Raw genomic sequence first — 3,995 nt, forward strand, 5'->3', positions numbered from 1 at the left:
GCTTTTAGATCATTGAATGGAATCATATCTAACTCTAATTCGTCCATCTATAGTCTGCGAAGCCAGTAGGTGTAAAAATAGCAACTTTATCTGATCCAACTGTTGCTTGTGGTAATTTACCATTCTCGACCATCGCAGAATATTCACTATATACTTCGCTATAGGAAGGATCGGTTTTTAAGCTATTTACAATTTGTTCAGTTCTTTTTTGGTTGCCCCACTTTATAGAAAGCAATAAACCGCCAAGTGCTGAATAGTAAAATTCGGCATGGCCAACAACAAGGTTTGACGATTCATCTATGCGGTGGTCGTGATATACCGTTGCGAGCGGAACGAAATGTATTTTTTTACCTAGCAGTCTTACTCGCCAAGATAAATCAACGTCATCGCAATACATAAAAAAATTAATATCGTCAAAACCATTTATTTGTTCAAATATTTCTTGTTTGATAAACATGCAACAACCCGAAGCAAAAGTGGTTTCTAAAGTATTACGATCGTAATCCTTAGGGTGTTCCATAGGAACCTGGGCTGCTTCTGCAATAGCCACATTATCGTCAAGAAGTTCTGATACTAAGTTAGCTATTAGGTTAGGAGATGCTACAACATCTGGGTTTATGATCCCAAGAATATCAGCATCTGAACCTAGTCCCAATCTATTTTGACCGCCACCATGGCCTAAATTTTCGTTAAAATAAATATATTCGATAGAAATGTTCTCATCTGAAAGTTTATTAGCCCAAGCCTCACCGTTTTCAATAAACGGTTTAGGGCTACAATCGCCTATTTTATAAGTAACTCTTGAAACGACATTCGCTTTTTTGGCATTTATATAGCTTTGTTTTAAAGAAGAAATTAATCTTTCGATTGCGTCTTGGCTATTTTCATAAACAATCGATTGTAACTGTAGTGTGGGAGAGCTATTCACTTCACCAACTATAGTGTAATCAGTTATTTATGGACACATTTGATCAAACAAAACCACAAACTCTGTTACAAACATATTTGCAGAACATCGATGAAGAAAAGATAATTTGTGGTGACTATAAACCCGAAACTATTTTTAAATCAAAAGCAGTCAACAATCCAAAGTTTTCTGTGATAATGCGCACGCAAGGAACTAGGATTTCTTTAATGGAGCAAGCGATACTTTGCTTGCTTGCACAAGAATTTCAAGATTTCGAACTTGTTATTGTCGGACACAATATTGAAAAATCGAAAATCGAACTTGTAGAAAAACTAATAAGTGATTTTGGTAACGAGTTAGCTGATAAAACTACATTTGTTGCTGTAAGTGGAGGCAAACGTGGTGTGCCTATGAACGTAGGCATTAAATCGGCCAAGGGCTCTTACATAGTATTTCTAGACGACGACGATTTAGTATTTGCCCATTGGCTTTCAACTTTTGAAAAATATTCTATAGATAATCCGAATAAAATCATTAGAAGTAGATGTGTAGATAGGTATGTAGAGCAAGATAGCAATGAATCTATACCCTCGTATGTAACATCAGGGTTAGAGGACGTTCGCTCTGGTAGTTTTTCTTTAAGCTCACATTTTTTTATATCTCAAACGGTACTGCATCAATACGCAACACCGCGACAAGCAATTATCGATAATTGCACTTTTGTAGATGAGTCGTTACCTGTAGTGGAAGATTGGGATTTTCTGTTAAGAAACTCCGAAGAACTTGGGGTTGTAGATACAGGCCAAATTACTGGAATTTATAATCGATGGACAAATAAAGGTTCATCGCTACATGAGGTAGATGCCTCAACTTGGTCTGATTATCATAAAAAATATTTATGAGGTTTAACGATCGCGGAATTTTAATACCACCAGGAGAATTGCTGACATTGTATAGACTGTGGCTCGTTCAAGATAGGTTCAGAGAATTTGGTGATGAGGTTTTAATTGACGGAGATAAATTAACAATCAACAAAAAAATAAATGCATTGCAACGTCAAATACAATATTTAGAGAGAAAAGAGACACCTATAGTACTAACGACTAAAGAATTAGTCGTTTCATTGGGCGGACGTATAGTTCCTTCGTTTATAAAAAAGATTATAAGAAAACTTTATCGAATTATTAAAAGAATCACGAAGAAAAATGGAGAATCCTAATGTCCCCATTTGGAAATGAAGAAATAGTTGGCTATCAGTTAATAACCGATGGTGGCGATATTTATTGTTATGGCGAAACTGATTTTCAAGGTACCATAAAACAAAATTTTGAGTTAAAGCATTCAATTATTGGTTCATTAAACACACCGAAAGGCCAACATCTTGTAGTCGAAAATGGTGACTATTATATCGTTGGTCCTACAATAGAAAAAGATCACATCGAGGTTTTCGAAGATAGCGTTGTAGCAAGCATTTTCTTTAATAACGAAGTAGTTGTATTGACTAAGCACGGCAAATTTTATAACCAGTCAGGCAATAAAATGCCAAAACTGGAAACAGATGATGAACTTAGCGATATAAATTTCGTTGCATGCTCTATAACTAATACAGGTGATGACATTATTGCTGTAACTGAAAATGGCAAAATATACTCTACTGATAAATCATTAATCAGCGGTGACTTGCATACATTGGGTCTAGAGCATGTTCGCGTTGTAGATGTAGTCTGTCACCCAACGAGAAAAGGGTATTGGTTACTTGATTCTATAGGTGGTATTTTTTGTTTCGGTACTGTCGATTACTTCGGTTCAGTTCCTGAAGACGGTATTGAATGTATAGCAACCCAATTAGTTGTTACACCTAGTGGATCTGGATATTTGATAGTAGATCAATCTGGTATGGTTCTGCCATATGGAAATGCAATATTCTTTGGAGCGCCAAAAGCCAGCCAAGTCACAGGCAGAATTGTAAGTTTAGATATATGGAAAAAACCAGTGAAAGCAACCAATGCAAATTTATTCGATAAATTAGTGCAAAATGACATTAACCAACTTTTGGGCAAGGATGTTGAATTTATATCCGAACCATCTGCGAGAATAGATTAATACCTACTATGAAAACTAGAACTCTCCTAATTCTCGCTGGAATAACAGCAGTAATACTGCTTATTGCCTTCACAGTTTTTATCATTGACTATTCAAGCCAATTGAAATAATCCTCATAAAAATTCATTTTGGGATTTACGTATCTATAGTTAGCACACAACTTATATTTCCTAACCCATATGAAATAAACTACTCACCATGACTAATGAATCAAATATTTTCGACATAATCGTTATGGGCGGCGGACCTGGCGGTTACGCGACAGCTCTCTATGGTGCAGCAGCAGGACTGAACATTGCCCTAGTAGAAGAAGACCGCGTTGGTGGTACTTGTCTGCTTAGAGGTTGTATACCAGCCAAAGCATTATTACAAACTGCAGAAGTAGCACATACTATTAAAGATGCAGAGAAGTTTGGTGTTGAAGCATCAGGTGGAACAATTGATTTTAAAAAATTGCAGGTACGAAAAAATACTGTTGTAAATCAATTGGTTGGCGGTCTTGAAGGATTATTAAAACGTCGTAAAGTTACAACATTTAATTCAAGAGCAATGTTGCATAACGCTCAACGTAAAGAAGTTTCATTATCTGATGGAACATTAATCACTGCAACAAAAGCAATTGTTGTTGCTACTGGTTCTTCACCACGTCAATTTGGCCCTGTAGAGTTTGACGGAAAAGTTATACTTTCAAGTGACCATGTATTAAACATAGACTATGCACCAAAAACTGTTGCAATCATTGGTGGGGGAGCTATTGGTTGTGAATTTGCAAGTTTCTTTAACGAAGCAGGTTCGGAAGTTACCCTTCTTGAAGTCGCTCCTTCATTACTAGCTGGTTGCGATAAAGATGCTGCAAGCGTTGTACAAAAAACTTTTATCAAAAAAGGTATGGAAGTCTTAACTAGTGTGAGTGTTGAATCGATTACAAATAAGGGCGATTATGCGATCATAGATTATGTAGCTCCCGATGGTACAAAAACTGAAC

5 protein-coding genes are annotated in these 3,995 nt (G+C 36.3%); 4 read left to right on the forward strand and 1 reads right to left on the reverse strand.

The window, feature by feature from the left end:
• Nucleotides 1-34: 34 nt before the first annotated feature.
• The gene (locus KBF89_08840) at nt 35-928 is read right to left on the reverse strand and encodes a glycosyltransferase family 2 protein (protein ID MBP9116427.1); all 894 of its coding nucleotides are present in this window, start codon (nt 926-928) and stop codon (nt 35-37) included.
• Nucleotides 929-957: 29 nt separating this feature from the next.
• On the opposite strand from KBF89_08840, the gene KBF89_08845 reads away from it, so the two are divergent.
• From KBF89_08845 to KBF89_08860, 4 genes are all read left to right on the forward strand, one after another.
• Nucleotides 958-1,809 carry a glycosyltransferase family 2 protein gene (locus KBF89_08845; protein ID MBP9116428.1) on the forward strand — a complete coding sequence of 284 codons (852 nt, stop codon included), beginning with the start codon at nt 958-960 and terminating at the stop codon, nt 1,807-1,809.
• Nucleotides 1,806-2,126, forward strand: a complete 321-nt coding sequence (locus KBF89_08850) for a hypothetical protein (protein ID MBP9116429.1) — start codon at nt 1,806-1,808, stop codon at nt 2,124-2,126. Before KBF89_08845 ends, KBF89_08850 begins: the two co-directional genes overlap by 4 nt.
• Nucleotides 2,126-3,010 carry a hypothetical protein gene (locus KBF89_08855; protein ID MBP9116430.1) on the forward strand — a complete coding sequence of 295 codons (885 nt, stop codon included), beginning with the start codon at nt 2,126-2,128 and terminating at the stop codon, nt 3,008-3,010. The genes KBF89_08850 and KBF89_08855 overlap by 1 nt, the downstream gene beginning before the upstream one ends.
• 198 nt (nt 3,011-3,208) lie before the next feature.
• A partial coding sequence (locus KBF89_08860) for an FAD-dependent oxidoreductase (GenBank protein ID MBP9116431.1) occupies nt 3,209-3,995 on the forward strand: 787 nt, incomplete at its 3' end.

The sequence above is a fragment of the Acidimicrobiia bacterium genome (assembly GCA_018057765.1).
Classification (GTDB): domain Bacteria; phylum Actinomycetota; class Acidimicrobiia; order IMCC26256; family JAGPDB01; genus JAGPDB01.

Bases quoted from the DNA above. Each gene is read 5' to 3' on its own strand.
- KBF89_08850 (MBP9116429.1), top strand. From the start codon at position 1,806: ATGAGGTTTAACGATCGCGGAATTTTAATACCACCAGGAGAATTGCTG.
- KBF89_08855 (MBP9116430.1), top strand. From the start codon at position 2,126: ATGTCCCCATTTGGAAATGAAGAAATAGTTGGCTATCAGTTAATAACC.
- KBF89_08845 (MBP9116428.1), top strand. From the start codon at position 958: ATGGACACATTTGATCAAACAAAACCACAAACTCTGTTACAAACATAT.